We start from the raw sequence: 15,344 nt of genomic DNA on the forward strand, positions 1-15,344 counted from the left end.
AGCCGGCAGGCCCAGCGGGGTAAAGCGTCCCGCCGGGCCTGCCGGCTTCGTCCAGCCTAAGGCACCCGAACCCATGTCAAATCGAGCCTCGGTGGGGTGGCTGCGGGTCCGTTGTGGGTGGGGTGGGGCTGGTTGGGTGGGGTGGATGAGGGTTGGGGTGGCTGGGAGGAGGTGGTCGGGAGGGGCGTCAGTGTGAGTTCTCGGGCTTGGGTTGGGGTAGTGCGCTGCCCAGGCCCAGGCCGATGACGGCGGTCGCCATGACCAGGAGCGCGGTGAACGCGGCACCGCCCGTCAGTGCCGGGCCGAGGGACTCCAGGCCCGTCTGGTCGATCAGCGACCGGCCCACCACGCCGGTCAGGCCGGCAAGCGGGCCGGCGACCAGGCCGGCCAGGAACCACACCATGCCCCGCCCGTCGAGCTGCCGCCACGCGTCCAGCGCGCCCCACAGCAGCCCGATCACGACCACCAGGCCGATCGCGATGTACCGGATGGCCGAAGCGGCCTCGGGGCTGTGGACGCTCACGGCCGAGGTGCCGGTCTGCACCCCGCCGTGGAACAACCCCATCCAGAACCCCCGGACCAGCCACGTGCGCATGCGATCCACCCTAAAGGTGGCCGGCGACCCGGCACAGTGGCCGGGGGCCGGGGGCCGGGGGCCGAAGCCGAAGCCGGGGCCGGGGCCGGGGTTGGGGTTGGGGCCGGGGTTGGGGCCGGGGCCGGGGCGCGGGATCGCGTCGACCGGGCGGTTGCGGTTCTTCTTCGGGTTGCATGGACTGGGGTGGTCGGCGGCGCAGGATTCACTCGATCGAGTGGCGCGGTGAGGGGGGTCGCCGGGCCTTAGGCTGCTGGGCATGCCGCACTCCACGCGCCGCGCCGCCCTGCGTGCCACGCTCCGGGACCGGGAGCTGGACGCGCTGCTGGTCACCAACCTGCTCAACGTCCGCTACCTGACCGGGTTCACCGGGTCGAACGCGGCCCTGCTGGTGCGCGCGGACTCCGATGACGCCTCGGTGTTCTGCACCGACGGCCGCTACCTCACCCAGGCCGCGGCGCAGGTGCCGGACCTGGAGCGGGTCATCGACCGGCCGTGCGACGCGGCGCTGGTGAAGCGGGCCGCGGCGGCGGGGGTCGGCCGGATCGGGTTCGAGAGCGGGCACGTGACCGTGGACGGGCTGGACGCGCTGGTGGACGCGGCCGGTGGCGCGTCGCTGGTCCGGGCGCCCGACCTGGTCGAACGGCTGCGGCTGGTCAAGGACGACGCCGAGGTCGAGGCGTTGCGGATGGCGTGCGCGGCGGCCGACCGGGCGCTGGCGGGGCTCATCGAGCACGGCGGGTTGCGGCCGGGTCGCACCGAGAAGGAGATCGCCCGCGAGCTGGAGAGCCGGATGCTCGACCACGGCGCGGCCGGGCCGTCGTTCGAGTCGATCGTGGCGGCGGGCGCAAACTCGGCGGTGCCGCACCACCGGCCGACCGACGCGGTGGTCCGGGACGGCGACTTCGTGAAGCTCGACTTCGGCGCGCTGGTCGACGGCTACCACTCCGACATGACCCGCACCGTGGTCGTCGGCCGGGCCGCGGACTGGCAGCGGGAGCTGTACGAACTGGTCGCGGCCTCGCAGGCGGCCGGCCGGGCGGCGCTCGGCGTCGGCGCGCGGGTCTCGGACGTGGACGCGGCGGCGCGCGGCGTGATCGAGGAGGCCGGGCACGGCGACGACTTCCTGCACGGCCTCGGGCACGGCGTCGGCCTGCAGATCCACGAGGCTCCAACGCTGTCCAAGGCGGGTGACGGTACACTTCTGCCCGGCATGGCGGTCACCGTCGAGCCCGGTGTGTACCTGGCCGGGAAGGGTGGTGTCCGCATCGAGGACACGCTCGTGGTGCGCGAAGGCGCCCCGGAGCTCCTCACCCTGACCACGAAGGAGCTCGTGGTCATCTGAAAGTCGGATCGCCCGGAATCGGATTCGTCGGCCAAGCCGACGGCAGTCGGAAAGTCGGCTCCGCCGACGGCACCTCACTCACGCAACAGGAGAGCCCACCACCGTGGCCACCACCAACGACCTCAAGAACGGCCTGGTGCTGAACCTCGACGGCCAGCTCTGGACCGTCACCGCGTTCCAGCACGTCAAGCCGGGCAAGGGTGGCGCCTTCGTGCGCACCACGTTGAAGCACGTCCTGTCCGGCAAGGTCGTGGACAAGACCTTCAACGCGGGCACCAAGGTCGAGACGGCCACCGTCGACAAGCGCGGCATGACGTACCTGTACAAGGACGGCGCCGACTTCGTCTTCATGGACGGCGACACGTACGACCAGATCAGCATCCCGGCCGAGACCGTCGGCGACGCGGCGAACTACATGCTGGAGAACCAGGAAGCGGTCGTCGCCATGCACGAGGGCGTCGCGCTCTACGTCGAGCTGCCGACCTCGGTCGAGCTCGTCATCCAGCACACCGACCCGGGCCTGCAGGGCGACCGCTCCACCGGCGGCACCAAGCCCGCCACGCTGGAGACCGGCGCGGAGATCCAGGTCCCGCTGTTCGTCAGCACCGGCGAGAAGATCAAGGTCGACACCCGCGACGGCCGCTACCTCGGCCGAGTGAACGGCTGAGATGGGCGCACGGAGCAAGGCGCGCAAACGCGCGGTCGACGTCCTCTACGAGGCCGACCTGCGGGGTTCCGACCCGGTGACGCTGCTCGCCGACCGGGTCGGCTCCGCGGACGTGCCGCCGGTGAACGACTACACGATCACCCTCGTGGAAGGCGTCACGGCGCATCGCGCGCGCATCGACGACCTGATCTCCGAGCACTCGGAGGGCTGGACGTTGCAGCGCATGCCGGCGGTCGACCGCGCGGTGCTGCGGATCGGCCTCTACGAGCTGCTGTGGGCGGCGGACGTGCCGGACGCGGTCGCGATCGACGAGGCCGTGGAGCTGGCCAAGGGCCTGTCCACGGACGACTCGCCGCGGTTCGTCAACGGCGTGCTCGGCCGGATCGCGGTCATCGCCGACCAGCTCCGGGCCGTGCTGTAGCGCACACCGTGCGCTGGCGCACAACCAGACGACGCGCCCGCGGGCGCAGGCCGGAGGGCCACCCGGTGCGACCGCCGGGTGGCCCTTCCCGCGTGCTCAGTCCTCCTTGGCCGGACGGGCCTCGGGGGGCAGCACGCCCCAGTCGATGAGCTGCTCGGTCAGCTCGCCGGGCGTCATGTCGTAGATGATCGCCAGGGAGCGCAGGTCCTCGGTCCGGATGGACAGCACCTTGCCGTTGTAGTCACCGCGCTGGCTCTGGATGGTGGCCGCGTACCGCGCGAGCGGTCCGACCTTCTCCGCCGGCAGCTGCTGCAGCCGCTCCAGGTTGATGACGATCTTCGTGGCGGGTTCCGCACCGGACGGCACCCGACCCTCCGGCAGCAGCTCGGCCACCGGGACGCCGTAGAAGTCGGCCAGCTCGGCGAGCTTCTGCACGGTCACGGCGCGGTCGCCGCGCTCGTACGAGCCGACGACCACGGCCTTCCAGCGACCGCCGGACTTCTGCTCGACGCCGTGCAAAGACAAGCCCTGCTGCTGGCGGATCGCGCGGAGCTTTGCCCCCAGCGCCTTGGCGTAGTCGCCCATGTGGCGGTTCTCCGTTCATTCGCCCCGTCAGCCGGTAGGGGACTGCCGCGGGGAGGCTTAGATCAATACGCAGAGTAATGATTGCTCTCCGTGGTCACCAGGTCAAGCTGATCTCGATAGGACAGGTGGGCGAGACCACGCACACCACCCGGAAGATTGACCGCGCTCGCCTGATACGGTGCTGGTCAGCCCGGTCGCAGCCGGGTGTCCGACGTCCTTTAAGGACCCGTCCAGCGAGGCGGGGAAGGAGGTCCAACCGTGGCGCCACGTCAACGTGGCGCGACGGACCCGGCCGGGGAGCGCGAGCTTCTCTCGGCCGGCGACGTCGCGCGCACCGTCGCCCGAATGGCCCATCAGATCATCGAGAAGACCGCTCTTGATGCACCGAGCGCACCCGCAGTAGTCCTGATGGGGATCCCGAGCCGAGGCGCGCCGCTGGCCCGCCGGCTGGCCGTCCGCATCGCCGAGTTCTCCGGCGTCGAGGTGCCCACCGGCACCCTGGACGTGACCCTCTACCGGGACGACCTGCGCCGCGGCCCCACCCGGCCGCTGGAGGCGACGAAGCTGCCCGAGGGCGGGGTGGACGACAAGCTCGTCGTCCTGGTGGACGACGTGCTGTTCTCCGGCCGCACGATCCGCGCCGCGCTCGACGCGCTGCGGGACCACGGCCGCCCGCGCGCCGTGCAGCTCGCCGTCCTGGTCGACCGGGGCCACCGCGAGCTGCCGATCCGCGCGGACTACGTGGGCAAGAACGTGCCCACGGCCCGCACCGAGGAGGTCCACGTGCTCCTGGAGGAGTTCGACCGGCGCGACGGGGTGGTGCTGCGGTGAAGCACCTGCTCACCACCGAGGGCATCGACCCGGCGCAGGCGACCGCCATCCTGGACACCGCGGCGAGCCTCAAGCAGGCCCTCGAAGGCCGTGAGGTGCGCAAACTGCCCACGTTGCGCGGCCGCACGGTCATCACGATGTTCTACGAGAACTCCACCCGCACCCGCGTGAGCTTCGAGATCGCGGGCAAGTGGATGAGCGCGGACGTGGTGAACGTCTCGTCGTCGGGCTCCAGCGTCGGCAAGGGCGAGTCGCTGCGCGACACCGCGCTGACCCTGGCCGCGGCGGGCGCGGACTGCGTCGTCGTGCGGCACCCGGCGTCCGGCGCGGCGCACCGGCTGGCGGGCTGGCTGCGCGAGGCGGGCACGTCGGTCGTCAACGCGGGCGACGGCATGCACGAGCACCCCACCCAGGCCCTGCTCGACGCGGCCACCCTGCGGGAACGCCTCGGCGACCTGCGGGACCGCCGCATCGCCATCGTCGGCGACGTGCTGCACAGCCGGGTCGCCCGGTCGAACGTGCACCTGCTCACCGCGCTCGGCGCGGAGGTGACGCTCGTCGCACCGCCGACGCTGCTGCCGACCGGGGTGGAGAGCTGGCCGGTGACCCTCTCGCACGACCTGGACGCCGAGCTGCCCGGTCTCGACGCGGTCATGTTGCTGCGGGTCCAGGCCGAGCGGATGCACGGCGCTTTCTTCCCGTCGGCCCGTGAGTACTCGATCGCCTACGGCCTGAGCGAGCGGCGGCTGGGGCTGCTGCCCGAGCACGCCGTCGTGCTGCACCCCGGTCCGATGCTGCGCGGCATGGAGATCGCCTCGGCGGTCGCCGACTCGCCCCGCGCCGCGATCACCGACCAGGTGCGCAACGGCGTGCACGTGCGCATGGCCGTCCTGTACCACCTGCTCGCCCATGAAGAGGAGACTTCGTGAAACCCTTGATCCTCAAGGGAGTACGACCGTACGGCGAGGGCGACCCGGTAGACGTGCTGCTCCGCGACGGCGTGATCGCCGCCATCGGGTCCGTGGCCGAGGAGGGCGCGGACGTCCTGGACGGCGGCGGCGCGGTCCTGCTGCCCGGCTTCGTCGACCTGCACACCCACCTGCGCGAACCCGGCCGCGAGGACACCGAGACCATCGCCACCGGCTCGGCCGCCGCCGCGCTGGGCGGCTACACGGCGGTCTTCGCCATGGCCAACACCGACCCGGTCGCCGACAACGAGGTCGTCGTCCGGCACGTCGCCCGCCGCGGCCGCGAGGTCGGCCTGGTGGACGTGCACCCGGTCGGCGCGGTCACCGTGGGCCTGGAGGGCGTGAAGCTCGCCGAGCTGGGCACCATGGCCAAGGCGGGCGTCCGGGTGTTCTCCGACGACGGCCACTGCGTGCACGACCCGCTGATCATGCGGCGCGCCCTGGAGTACAGCAAGGCGCTGGACGTGGTCGTCGCGCAGCACGCGGAGGAGCCCCGGCTGACCGTGGGCGCGCAGGCGCACGAGGGCGAGCAGGCGTCCCGCCTGGGCCTGCAGGGCTGGCCCGCCGCCGCCGAGGAGTCGATCGTGGCGCGCGACTGCCTGCTGGCGCGGCACGCCGGCGCCCGGCTGCACGTGTGCCACGTGTCCACCACCGGCGCCGCCGACGTGCTCAGGTGGGCCAAGGCCCGCGGCACGCGGGTCTCCGCCGAGGTCACGCCGCACCACCTGCTGCTGACCGACGAGCGGCTGGCCACCTACGACCCGGTGAACAAGGTCAACCCGCCGCTGCGCACCGCGGCCGACGTGGAGGTGCTGCGCCGGGCGCTGGCCGAGGGCGTCATCGACTGCGTGGCCACCGACCACGCGCCGCACGCCGCGCAGGACAAGGACTGCGAGTGGTCCGCGGCCCGGCCAGGCATGCTCGGCCTGCAGACCGCGCTGTCGATCGTGGTCGAGACCATGGTCCGGACCGGCCTGCTGGACTGGCGCGGCGTGGCGCGGGTGATGAGCGAGCGGCCCGCCGAGATCGCGGGCCTGCCCGACCAGGGCCGGCCGATCGAGGTCGGCGAGCCCGCCACCCTGACCCTGGTCGACCCCGACGCCACCTGGACGGTGCGCGGCGCGGAGTTCGCGAGCATCGCGGCCAACACGCCGTTCGAGGGCATGGAGCTGCCCGCCGCGGTGGTCGCGACCGTGCTGCGCGGGCGGGTCACCGCGGCCGGCGGAAGGATCACCTCATGACCCGCGTGCTGCTGTCCCTGGCCGTGCTGGCGATCTTCCTGCTCTGCCTGTACGGCATGTGGCACGGCTGGCGGCGGCGCGCCCGCCGCCAGGCCGAGGTGCTCCCGGAGTTCCCGCAGCCGCCCGCCGACACCGGCGCGACGATGCTGGAGACGACCGGCGTGTACGTCGGCACCACGATCGGCGACGACTGGCAGGACCGGGTCGCGGTCGGCGACATCGGCCACCGCGCGGAGGCGACCCTCCGGCTCACCGAGCAGGGCGTGCTGGTGGAGCGCACGGGCGCGAGCGCCCTGTGGATCCCGGCGGAGCGGGTGCGCGGCGCCCGGACGGCCCGCGGCCTCGCGGGCAAGGTGATGACGGCGGACGGCCTGCTGGTCGTGCGCTGGGACCTCGGCGACCGGGTGTTCGACACCGGGTTCCGGGGCGACGACAAGGACGTGTACGAGCAGTGGGTGCAGGCGCTGGGAGGCACCGCATGAACAACCCGGTCAAGACCGACGCGGCACTGGTGCTGGAGGACGGCCGCGTGTTCCGCGGCGAGTCCTACGGCGCGGTGGGCGCGAGCCTGGGCGAGGTGGTGTTCTCCACCGGCATGACCGGCTACCAGGAGACGCTGACCGACCCGTCCTACCACCGCCAGATCGTGGTGCAGACCGCGCCGCAGATCGGCAACACCGGCTGGAACGACGAGGACGACGAGTCGGGCCGCATCTGGGTCGCCGGGTACGTGGTGCGCGACCCGGCGCGCGTGCCGTCGAACTGGCGGTCCACCCGCGGCCTGGACGACGAGCTGGTCCGGCAGGGCGTCGTCGGCATCTCCGGCATCGACACCCGGATGCTGACCCGCCACCTGCGCGAGCAGGGCGCGATGCGGGCCGGCGTGTTCTCCGGCGACGAGCTGGGCACCGCCGAGGAGATGCTGGAACGCGTGCGCAGCGCGCCGCCCATGAAGGGCGCCGACCTCGCCGGGGACGTCACCACGCCGCGGCCCTACGTGGTCGAGGCCGTCGGCGAGCGCCGCTTCACGGTGGCCGCGCTGGACCTGGGCATCAAGTCCAACACGCCCCGGATGATGGCCGCCCGCGGCATCGAGGTGCACGTGCTGCCGCTGACCTCCACCGTGGACGACCTGGTGGCGGTCAAGCCCGACGGCGTGTTCCTGTCCAACGGGCCGGGCGACCCGGCCACCCAGGCGCACGCGGTCGAGCTGACCCGGGGCGTGCTGGACCGGCGCATCCCGCTGTTCGGCATCTGCTTCGGCAACCAGATCCTGGGCCGCGCGCTGGGCCGCGACACCTACAAGCTGCGCTACGGCCACCGGGGCATCAACATCCCGGTGATCGACGTGGCGACCGGCAAGGTCGCCATCACCGCGCAGAACCACGGGTTCGCGCTGGAGGGCGAGCCGGGCGAGGAGTTCACCTCCGACTTCGGCCGCGTGCTGCTGAGCCACTACTGCCCCAACGACGGCACCGTCGAGGGCGTGCGGGCGCTGGACGTGCCCGCGTTCAGCGTGCAGTACCACCCGGAAGCGGCGGCCGGACCGCACGACGCCGCACCGCTGTTCGACGAGTTCGTGACCATGATGGGCGAGGGCCGCTGATGCCGAAGAGGACTGATCTCAAGCACGTGCTCGTCATCGGCTCCGGGCCGATCGTCATCGGCCAGGCCTGCGAGTTCGACTACTCCGGCACCCAGGCGTGCCGGGTGCTGCGCGAGGAGGGCCTGCGCGTCTCGCTGGTCAACTCCAACCCGGCGACGATCATGACCGACCCGGAGTTCGCCGACGCCACCTACGTCGAGCCGATCACCCCGGAGTTCGTGGAGAAGGTCATCGCGGCCGAGCGGCCGGACGCCATCCTGGCCACCCTGGGCGGCCAGACCGCGCTGAACACCGCCATCGCCCTGCACGAGCGGGGCGTGCTGGAGAAGTACGACGTCGAGCTGATCGGCGCGGACATCGACGCCATCCAGCGCGGCGAGGACCGGCAGATCTTCAAGGACCTGGTCCGCAAGATCGGCGCGGACGTGCCGCGCAGCGCCGTCTGCAAGAGCATGGACGACGTCCGCGCGACCGTGGCCGAGCTGGGCCTGCCGGTCGTCATCCGCCCGTCGTTCACCATGGGCGGCCTCGGCTCCGGCATGGCGCACACCCCCGAGGAGCTGGAGCGGCTGGCCGCGAGCGGCCTGGCCGAGTCCCCGGTCACCGAGGTGCTCATCGAGGAGAGCGTGCTCGGCTGGAAGGAGTACGAGCTGGAGCTGATGCGCGACCGCAACGACAACGTGGTGGTCGTCTGCTCCATCGAGAACATCGACCCGATGGGCGTGCACACCGGCGACTCGGTGACCGTGGCCCCGGCGATGACGCTCACCGACCGCGAGTTCCAGCACATGCGCGACGTCGGCATCGCCGTCATCCGCGAGGTCGGGGTGGACACCGGCGGCTGCAACATCCAGTTCGCCATCCACCCGGAGAACGGCCGCATGGTCGTCATCGAAATGAACCCGCGCGTGTCGCGGTCGTCGGCGCTGGCGTCGAAAGCGACCGGTTTCCCGATCGCCAAGATCGCCGCGAAACTCGCCATCGGCTACACCCTGGACGAGATCCGCAACGACATCACCGGGGAAACGCCCGCGAGTTTCGAGCCGACGCTCGACTACGTCGTGGTGAAGGTGCCGCGGTTCGCGTTCGAGAAGTTCCCCGGCGCCGACCGCACCCTGACCACCACCATGAAGTCGGTCGGCGAGGCCATGGCCATCGGCCGCAGCTTCATCGAGGCCATGGGCAAGGCGCTGCGCTCCATGGAGACCAAGGCCGGCGGCTTCTGGACCACGCCCGACCCGGACGAGACGCTGGAGTCCACCCTGGACGCCCTGCGCACCGGGCACGACGGCCGGCTGTACACGGTGGACCGCGCGCTGCGCCTGGGCGCCACGGTCGAGCAGGTGCGCGAGGCGTCGCGGATCGACCCGTGGTTCATCGAGCAGTTCGCCTGGCTGGTCGACCTGCGGCGGGAGATCGAGACCGCGCCGGTGCTGGACGAGCGGCTGCTGCGCAAGGCCAAGCGCGCGGGCCTGTCCGACCGGCAGGTCGCGGCGCTGCGCCCGGAGCTGGCCGGCGAGGACGGCGTCCGCGCCCTGCGGCACCGCCTCGGCGTGCGGCCGGTGTTCAAGACGGTCGACACCTGCGCCGCCGAGTTCGCCGCCCGCACGCCCTACCACTACTCGGCCTACGAGCTGGACCCCGACGCCGAGAGCGAGGTCACCGAGCAGCGGGAGAAGCCCAAGGTGCTGATCCTGGGCTCCGGGCCGAACCGGATCGGGCAGGGCATCGAGTTCGACTACTCGTGCGTGCACGCGGCCATGGCGCTGCGGGCCGCCGGGTACGAGACCGTGATGGTCAACTGCAACCCGGAGACCGTCTCCACCGACTACGACACGTCGGACCGGCTCTACTTCGAGCCGCTGACGTTCGAGGACGTGCTGGAGGTGTTCCACTCCGAGCAGCGCTCCGGCACGGTCGTGGGCGTGATCGTGCAGCTCGGCGGCCAGACGCCGCTGGGCCTCGCGCGCCGGCTCGCCGACGCGGGCGTGCCCGTCGTCGGCACCCCGCCGCACGCCATCCACCTCGCCGAGGAGCGCGGCGCGTTCGGCCAGGTTCTCGCCGAGGCCGGGCTGCCCGCCCCGAAGTACGGCATGGCCACCTCGTTCGCGCAGGCCAAGGCCATCGCCGACGAGATCGGCTACCCGGTGCTGGTGCGGCCGTCGTACGTGCTCGGCGGGCGCGGCATGGAGATCGTCTACGACGAGGAGACCCTGCGCAGCTACATCCAGCGCGCCACCGAGGTCAGCCCGGAGCACCCGGTGCTGGTCGACCGGTTCCTCGACGACGCGATCGAGATCGACGTAGACGCCCTCTACGACGGCAACGAGGTGTTCATCGGCGGCGTGATGGAGCACATCGAGGAGGCCGGCGTGCACTCCGGCGACTCGGCGTGCGCCCTGCCCCCGATCACGCTGGGCGAGTCCGACATCGACGCGGTCCGGCGCTCCACGCTGGCCATCGCCGAGGGCATCGGCGTGCGCGGCCTGCTCAACGTGCAGTACGCGCTGAAGGACGACGTGCTGTACGTCCTGGAGGCCAACCCGCGCGCCTCGCGCACCGTCCCGTTCGTCTCCAAGGCCACGGCGGTGCCGCTGGCCAAGGCCGCCGCGCGGATCATGCTCGGGGCGACCGTGGCCCAGCTGCGGGCCGAGGGGATGCTGCCCGCGGCGGGCGACGGCGCGAAGCTGCCGCCGCACGCCCCGGTCGCGGTCAAGGAGGCCGTGCTGCCGTTCCACCGGTTCCGCACGCCGGAGGGCAAGGGCGTCGACTCGCTGCTCGGGCCGGAGATGAAGTCGACCGGCGAGGTCATGGGCATCGACGTGTCGTTCGGCATGGCCTACGCCAAGTCCCAGACCGCCTCCTACGGCTCCCTGCCCACGTCGGGCCGGGTGTTCGTGTCGGTGGCCAACCGGGACAAGCGGGCCATGATCTTCCCGGTCAAGCGGCTCGCCGACCTGGGCTTCGAGGTGCTGGCCACCGCGGGCACGGCCGAGGTGCTGCGCCGCAACGGCATCCCGTGCACGATCGTGCGCAAGCACTTCGAGGGGGCCGACAACATCGTCGACGCCATCCTCGACGGCACCGTGGACATGATCATCAACACCCCGTACGGCAACCACGGCCCGCGCGTGGACGGCTACGAGATCCGCACCGCGGCCGTGGCCAGGGACATCCCCTGCGTGACCACGATCCAGGGCGCGGCGGCGGCCGTGCACGGCATCGAGGCGGCCATCCGCGGCGACATCGGCGTGCGGCCCCTCCAGGCGCTCCAGGCGGCCCTGCGGGGCGACGCGTGAGCGCCGCCGGGGGCGCGCGGTTCGGGGCGCGGATGGCGAAGGCGGTGGCCGAGCACGGGCCGCTGTGCGTGGGCATCGACCCGCACCCCGGCCTGCTGGCGTCCTGGGGGCTCCCCCGGGACGCCGCCGGGCTGGAGCGGTTCGCCCTGACCTGCGTGGAGGCGTTCGGCGGCCGGGTGGCGCTGGTGAAGCCGCAGGCGGCGTTCTTCGAGGCGCACGGCTCGCGGGGCGTGGCGGTCCTGGAGCGGGTCATCGCGGACCTGCGCGACAGCGGCACGCTCGTCCTGGTCGACGCCAAGCGCGGCGACATCGGCTCCACCATGGCCGCGTACGCCGCGGCCTACCTCACCGAGGGCTCGCCGCTGGCCGGCGACGCGGTCACCGCGTCGCCGTACCTCGGCTTCGGGTCGCTCGACCCGGCGCTGGAGGCGGCCTCCGCGAGCGGTCGCGGACTATTCGTGCTCGCGTTGACTTCGAATCCGGAAGGGGCCTCCGTGCAGCGCGCGGTGGGCCCCGACGGGCGCTCGGTCGCGCAGTCCGTCGTCGACGCCGCGGCCGCCGCGAACGCGGGCGCGGAACCGTTCGGCGACGTCGGCCTGGTGGTCGGCGCGACCGTCGGCGACCTCGGCGTGGACCTCTCCGACCTGCGCGGATACGTCCTGGCGCCGGGTTTCGGGGCGCAGGGCGCGACGGTCGCGGACCTGCGCGCGCTGTTCGGCGAGGACCTGCGCGGAGTGCTCCCGACGTCCTCCCGGGACGTGCTCAGGCACGGCCCGGAGACCGCATCGTTGCGGTCTGCGGTGGACGCCGTGCGGCGCTCGCTGGAGATGTGATCACGATCAAATCGCGACACGCTTCGCGTGGTCCGCTCACCTGCGCAAACGCTGCCTGGTACGGTCCTGGCCACCGGCGGGTCCATCACCCATCGAGCGCATACCACACACGGCGTGCGCAGGGCGTTACCGGTGGCGGTGATGGACCTGTTGGAGGGTGTTGGTACTACTACCACCCGCCGCAACCACTCCAGCGCTGAAAGATTCACCTGACTGGGACCCACGTTGTACCCAGGCAATTGCGCTCGGTACGGTCGCGGCACCGATCCAGAATTGAAATTCCCACACCACGGAGGAAATCGTGGCCCTTCCCCAGCTTACCGAGGAGCAGCGGGCCGCAGCGCTGGAGAAGGCTGCTGCCGCTCGTCGCGCTCGGGCTGAGCTCAAGGAGCGCCTCAAGCGTGGCGGCACGACCCTGACGGACGTGCTGAAGGCCGCCGAGAGCGACGAGGTCCTTGGCAAGATGAAGGTGTCCGCGCTGCTCGAGGCGCTTCCGGGCGTCGGCAAGGTGCGTGCGCAGCAGATCATGGAGCGCTTGGAGATCGCTCCGTCCCGTCGGCTGCGCGGCCTGGGTGAGCGGCAGCGCAAGGCGCTGCTCACCGAGTTCAGCGGCGAGTGAGTGATGGCACCGGGGTGGGGTCGGGCGTCCGCGCCCGACCCCGCCTCACCGTTCTGTCCGGGCCCTCCGGCGTCGGCAAGTCCAGCGTGCTGGCCGAGCTGCGCCGGATGGAGCCGGAGATCCACTTCAGCGTCTCGGTGACCACGCGGAAGCCGAGGCCGGGCGAGGTCGACGGGGTGCACTACCACTTCGTCGACGTCGCCGAGTTCCGCGAGATGGTCGCCAACGGCGAGCTGCTGGAGCACGCCGAGTTCGCGGGCAACTGCTACGGCACCCCCAAGGCCCCGGTGCTGCGGGCCCTGGCGGCCGGCACGCCGTCCCTGCTGGAGATCGAGCTGCAGGGCGCGCGGCAGGTCCGGGTCGCGATGCCGGAGGCCCAGCTGGTCATGCTGGCCCCGCCGTCCTGGGAGGACCTGGTCGGCCGGCTGACCGGTCGCGGCACCGAGGACCCCGCCGTCGTGGCCCGCCGGCTCGAGATCGCCCGGGAGGAGCTGGCGGCCGAACCGGAGTTCGACGAGGTCGTGGTGAACGACGACGTGAAGTCCGCCGCCGCGAGCTTGCTAAACTTGGTGGTCGGCCCGGTGCCCGGCGCGTGAGCGAGTGCCGAGCGGCACGGGACGACCCGCAGACCCACCCCTGAACCGCAGGAGCGTTGACGAGTGACCACGCACACCGAGCTGGGCCCGCTCTCGGGCACCCCGGAGGGCATCACCAACCCGCCGATCGACGACCTCCTGGAGCAGGTCAGCTCGAAGTACGCGCTGGTGATCTACGCGGCCAAGCGCGCTCGGCAGATCAACGACTACTACGCGCAGCTCGGTGAGGGCCTGCTCGAGTACGTCGGCCCGCTGGTCGAGCCCGGCCCGCGCGAGAAGCCGCTGTCCATCGCGCTCCGGGAGATCCACGCGGGCCTCCTCGAGCACACCGAGGGCGAGTGACCGAGACCGCCGACGCCCCCGACCGCCCCAGGGTCGTCCTGGGCGTGGGCGGGGGCATCGCCGCGTACAAGGCGTGCGAGGTGCTGCGCCGGCTCACCGAGTCCGGTCACTCCGTGCGCGTCGTGCCCACCGAGGGCGCGCTGAAGTTCGTCGGCGCGGCCACGTTCGAGGCGCTGTCGGGGCAGCCCGTGCAGGCCGGCGTGTTCGAGGACGTCCCGTCCGTGCCGCACGTCAAGCTGGGGCAGAACGCCGACCTGGTCGTCGTCGCCCCCGCGACGGCGAACCTGATCGCCAAGGCCGCCCACGGCCTGGCCGACGACCTGCTCACCAACACGCTGCTGACCGCGCGCTGCCCGGTCCTGCTCGTGCCGGCCATGCACACCGAGATGTGGGAGCACCCGGCGACGCGGGCCAACGTGGCGCTGCTGCGCTCGCGCGGCGTGGTCGTGGCCGAGCCCGCGAGCGGCAGGCTGACCGGCAAGGACACCGGCAAGGGCCGGCTGCCCGAGCCCGCCGAGATCGTCGACCTGGCCCGGTTGCTGCTGGCGCGCCGCGACGCGCTGCCGCGCGACCTGGAAGGCGTGCACGTCGCCGTGTCGGCGGGCGGCACGCGCGAGCCGCTGGACCCGGTGCGCTTCCTGGGCAACCGCTCGTCCGGCCGGCAGGGCTACGCGCTGGCCAGGGTCGCCGCCCAGCGCGGCGCGCGGGTGACGCTGGTCGCCGCGCACACCGCCGACCTCGCCGCGCCCGCCGGGGTGGACGTCGTGCGCGTGGGCTCGGCGCTGGAGCTGCGCGACGCGATGCACGCCGTCGCCGAGACGGCCGACGTCCTGGTGATGGCCGCCGCCGTCGCCGACTTCCGGCCCGTGGACCGGGTCGAGCACAAGATCAAGAAGACGGACCGCGACCCGGACCCCGTCGCGCTCACCCGCAACCCCGACATCCTGGCCGAACTGGTCGCCGCGCGGCGGCCGGGGCAGGTGGTCGTGGGCTTCGCGGCCGAGACCGGCGACGGCGAGACCGGCGTGCTGGAGTACGGCCGCGCGAAGCTCAAGCGCAAGGGCTGCGACTGGCTCGTGGTGAACGCCGTCGGTGACGGCCGCGCGTTCGAGGTCGAGGACAACGCCGGCTGGCTGCTGTCCGCCGACGGGGCCGAACGTCCCATCCCGCACGGTTCGAAGTCCCACCTGGCGTCCGCATTGTGGGACGCGGTGGCACCGACGGTCGAACGGTGACTCCTCGCCCCGCTGCGCTCAGTAAGCTTGGCGGCATTCTTGGATCGACAGTTAGGGAGCGTCGTGGGCCAGCACAGCAGCAGGCTGTTCACCAGTGAGTCGGTGACCGAGGGGCACCCGGACAAGATCTGCGACGCGATCAGCGATTCGATCCTGGATGCGTT

Annotated in this window: 17 protein-coding genes; 15 read left to right on the forward strand and 2 right to left on the reverse strand. The window is 72.3% G+C overall.

Translation table 11 applies throughout. From position 1 onward, the window contains the following. Positions 1 to 187: 187 nt before the first annotated feature. Positions 188 to 595, reverse strand: a complete 408-nt coding sequence (locus tag ACWEFJ_RS38345) for a B-4DMT family transporter (RefSeq protein WP_378095645.1) — start codon at positions 593 to 595, stop codon at positions 188 to 190. A gap of 256 nt (positions 596 to 851) precedes the next feature. Between ACWEFJ_RS38345 and ACWEFJ_RS38350 the strand changes: the two genes are divergently transcribed. The 3 genes from ACWEFJ_RS38350 to nusB all read left to right on the forward strand — a co-directional run bounded on the left by ACWEFJ_RS38350 (position 852) and on the right by nusB (position 3,025). Next, positions 852 to 1,937, forward strand: a complete 1,086-nt coding sequence (locus tag ACWEFJ_RS38350) for a M24 family metallopeptidase (RefSeq protein WP_378095642.1) — start codon at positions 852 to 854, stop codon at positions 1,935 to 1,937. A gap of 103 nt (positions 1,938 to 2,040) precedes the next feature. Next, positions 2,041 to 2,604, forward strand: a complete 564-nt coding sequence (efp, locus tag ACWEFJ_RS38355; RefSeq protein WP_378095639.1) for an elongation factor P — start codon at positions 2,041 to 2,043, stop codon at positions 2,602 to 2,604. A 1-nt stretch (position 2,605) separates the two neighbouring features. Next, on the forward strand, positions 2,606 to 3,025 hold the full coding sequence (nusB, locus tag ACWEFJ_RS38360) for a transcription antitermination factor NusB (RefSeq protein WP_378095636.1): 420 nt from the start codon (positions 2,606 to 2,608) through the stop codon (positions 3,023 to 3,025). Positions 3,026 to 3,121: 96 nt separating this feature from the next. Here the strand turns inward: nusB and bldD are convergent, their stop codons facing one another. Beyond that, positions 3,122 to 3,610 (reverse strand): transcriptional regulator BldD, encoded by a 489-nt coding sequence (gene bldD / locus ACWEFJ_RS38365; RefSeq protein WP_015103676.1) that lies wholly within the window; start codon positions 3,608 to 3,610, stop codon positions 3,122 to 3,124. 258 nt (positions 3,611 to 3,868) lie between these two features. On the opposite strand from bldD, the gene pyrR reads away from it, so the two are divergent. From pyrR to ACWEFJ_RS38425, 12 genes are all read left to right on the forward strand, one after another. Beyond that, complete coding sequence (gene pyrR / locus ACWEFJ_RS38370) at positions 3,869 to 4,441, forward strand: bifunctional pyr operon transcriptional regulator/uracil phosphoribosyltransferase PyrR (protein WP_378095633.1); 573 nt, start codon at positions 3,869 to 3,871, stop codon at positions 4,439 to 4,441. Continuing rightward, positions 4,438 to 5,370, forward strand: coding sequence for an aspartate carbamoyltransferase catalytic subunit (locus ACWEFJ_RS38375; RefSeq protein ID WP_449716809.1), 933 nt, complete (start codon positions 4,438 to 4,440; stop codon positions 5,368 to 5,370). The genes pyrR and ACWEFJ_RS38375 overlap by 4 nt, the downstream gene beginning before the upstream one ends. Continuing rightward, positions 5,367 to 6,650 (forward strand): dihydroorotase, encoded by a 1,284-nt coding sequence (locus tag ACWEFJ_RS38380; RefSeq protein ID WP_378095625.1) that lies wholly within the window; start codon positions 5,367 to 5,369, stop codon positions 6,648 to 6,650. Before ACWEFJ_RS38375 ends, ACWEFJ_RS38380 begins: the two co-directional genes overlap by 4 nt. Then, the gene (locus tag ACWEFJ_RS38385; protein ID WP_378095622.1) at positions 6,647 to 7,132 is read left to right on the forward strand and encodes a PH-like domain-containing protein; all 486 of its coding nucleotides are present in this window, start codon (positions 6,647 to 6,649) and stop codon (positions 7,130 to 7,132) included. Before ACWEFJ_RS38380 ends, ACWEFJ_RS38385 begins: the two co-directional genes overlap by 4 nt. Then, on the forward strand, positions 7,129 to 8,256 hold the full coding sequence (gene carA, locus ACWEFJ_RS38390) for a glutamine-hydrolyzing carbamoyl-phosphate synthase small subunit (RefSeq protein WP_378095618.1): 1,128 nt from the start codon (positions 7,129 to 7,131) through the stop codon (positions 8,254 to 8,256). Before ACWEFJ_RS38385 ends, carA begins: the two co-directional genes overlap by 4 nt. Next, positions 8,256 to 11,555 carry a carbamoyl-phosphate synthase large subunit gene (gene carB, locus ACWEFJ_RS38395; protein ID WP_449716810.1) on the forward strand — a complete coding sequence of 1,100 codons (3,300 nt, stop codon included), beginning with the start codon at positions 8,256 to 8,258 and terminating at the stop codon, positions 11,553 to 11,555. The genes carA and carB overlap by 1 nt, the downstream gene beginning before the upstream one ends. Before the next feature lie 32 nt (positions 11,556 to 11,587). Further along, positions 11,588 to 12,388, forward strand: coding sequence for an orotidine-5'-phosphate decarboxylase (gene pyrF / locus ACWEFJ_RS38400; RefSeq protein ID WP_449716813.1), 801 nt, complete (start codon positions 11,588 to 11,590; stop codon positions 12,386 to 12,388). A gap of 301 nt (positions 12,389 to 12,689) precedes the next feature. Next, entirely contained in the window at positions 12,690 to 13,007 is a 318-nt protein-coding gene (gene mihF / locus ACWEFJ_RS38405; protein WP_033427832.1) for an integration host factor, actinobacterial type, read from the forward strand. After that, positions 13,004 to 13,603 (forward strand): guanylate kinase, encoded by a 600-nt coding sequence (gene gmk, locus ACWEFJ_RS38410; RefSeq protein WP_449716811.1) that lies wholly within the window; start codon positions 13,004 to 13,006, stop codon positions 13,601 to 13,603. Before mihF ends, gmk begins: the two co-directional genes overlap by 4 nt. A gap of 63 nt (positions 13,604 to 13,666) precedes the next feature. Beyond that, a complete protein-coding gene (gene rpoZ, locus ACWEFJ_RS38415) occupies positions 13,667 to 13,945 on the forward strand; it encodes a DNA-directed RNA polymerase subunit omega (protein ID WP_053721631.1) in 279 nt (92 codons plus the stop codon). Next, positions 13,942 to 15,180: a bifunctional phosphopantothenoylcysteine decarboxylase/phosphopantothenate--cysteine ligase CoaBC gene (coaBC, locus tag ACWEFJ_RS38420; protein ID WP_449716812.1), complete on the forward strand. Its 1,239-nt coding sequence runs from the start codon at positions 13,942 to 13,944 to the stop codon at positions 15,178 to 15,180. The genes rpoZ and coaBC overlap by 4 nt, the downstream gene beginning before the upstream one ends. 63 nt (positions 15,181 to 15,243) lie before the next feature. Further along, positions 15,244 to 15,344: S-adenosylmethionine synthetase N-terminal domain-containing protein (locus ACWEFJ_RS38425; protein ID WP_378095648.1), on the forward strand; the 101-nt coding region annotated here is incomplete at its 3' end.

The organism is Actinosynnema sp. NPDC004786, assembly GCF_053601135.1.